The following is a 1405-nucleotide window of genomic DNA, read 5'->3' on the forward strand; positions in this document are numbered from 1 at the left end:
CTAATGCAGTTCACTTAGGCACCTTCAGTGTTCTGACAGGATATTTGGCTGGTAGCTTTTTGACGACACGGGGGCATGATCGCCCCCGTGTTTTTGGGAGGATGAGGTCTCCCAGCCGTTGTCTTAATCGGATGAGGTGTGCGGGTAGTTTTGCTGGCGCTTCGATCGCCATCCACCCCCATTCGTGACGAATGTAGTGCAGGGCTGTGGTGAAGCTCAATTCGGTTGGCTTGACCTCGGCTTCAGAGGCAACCTCGGCCATTTCCAACCGCACCAGATTGTAAGCCAGCAAGGCTCCCCAAACTTCCTGATAAACGGTCTGCGGTGTGCCGCTGCGCAGCGTCAATTCGCTGCCAAGAAGCTCCTGCTTCAGCTCTCGATAGCTGGTTTCGATCCGCCAGCGGTCTTCGTATTGCTGCACGATCTCCTGGGCAGGATAGGCCTTCTTGTCCGTCAATGAGGTGAGCAATATTCGCTTTTGCCCATGCCGGTTGACCGTCTCGATCGCCCGAGCTTCCCAGAATGTCGGCAAGTCGGGCTCGGCCTCGCGTGCTTGCGGCGAGACTTTCATGCGCACCCGATAGTCGGTGGCGTTCTGGTCCAGGCGCTGCCATGCACTGTTGCCTTTGGCCGGCAGGAGCCAATGACGTTGCTTGCCCTTCGATTGAAGCTGCAGCAGCAGGCTGGCGCTGAAAAAGCCCTTGTCGAAGACCGTCAGGGATTGGTCCGGCACTTGGTCGAGCAAGCTCTTGGCATAGAGCATCTCATTCTTGCCGTAGATCCCAAACACCGCATCACGCACCAGGTGCGTGGCGAGCGCCGTCAGGGTCAAGAGCCGTAGCTGCGGATAACTTGCAACAGCGCCGGATGCATAGGCTTGCGCTCCAAAATGCGCGCGGTTCTCCACGCTGTCGGCGACACGCAATGTGCTGCCATCCACGGCATAGCGCGCAAGACCCCGCCAGCCTCGCCCGACTTGGTGTCGCTCGTCCCAGCACGTCGCGCTCATCGCAAACAACTGCGCCAGCGGCGCCTGGCCTAAGCGCTGGCGGGCCTGCGTCAAGGCGCTCTTGGCAATGTCCGGGTTCACCTCATCGGGCAACACCAGATCCAGATGGGCCACCACCTCAGGCATGGACTGATGACGATACAAGGAAAGCGCAATCACCAGCCAGACAACTTGCTCGGCGGGGAGCTTGCGCTTGCGGATGCTCGCCTTGCCGCTGCTGGCAAGCGCCAAGGCGATCCATTCCGGATCAATTGCACCCGAAAGTGCCGATAAATCGGCTGTATGTCCTATGCGACCTGGCATCTCAAAACACGAACAGGATGGAAACGAATCTCCATCCTGTTCGATAGGTCTTACCAGATCCTCATCCAGCCCAACTTAAGTGAACTGCATTAG

Annotated in this window: 1 protein-coding gene; it reads right to left on the minus strand. The window is 58.2% G+C overall.

Translation table 11 applies throughout. The annotated features are described in order from the left end of the window. Positions 1-10 precede the first annotated feature (10 nt). Positions 11-1312 carry an IS4 family transposase gene (locus NKH95_RS33325; protein ID WP_128306115.1) on the minus strand — a complete coding sequence of 434 codons (1302 nt, stop codon included), beginning with the start codon at positions 1310-1312 and terminating at the stop codon, positions 11-13. Positions 1313-1405: the final 93 nt, after the last annotated feature.

Origin of the sequence: Mesorhizobium sp. M0848, assembly GCF_040319805.1 — a bacterium.
In the GTDB taxonomy this organism is placed as follows: Bacteria; Pseudomonadota; Alphaproteobacteria; order Rhizobiales; family Rhizobiaceae; genus Mesorhizobium.

Coding starts and splice junctions, on each gene's coding strand:
- NKH95_RS33325 (WP_128306115.1), bottom strand. CDS start 1,312: ATGCCAGGTCGCATAGGACATACAGCCGATTTATCGGCACTTTCGGGT.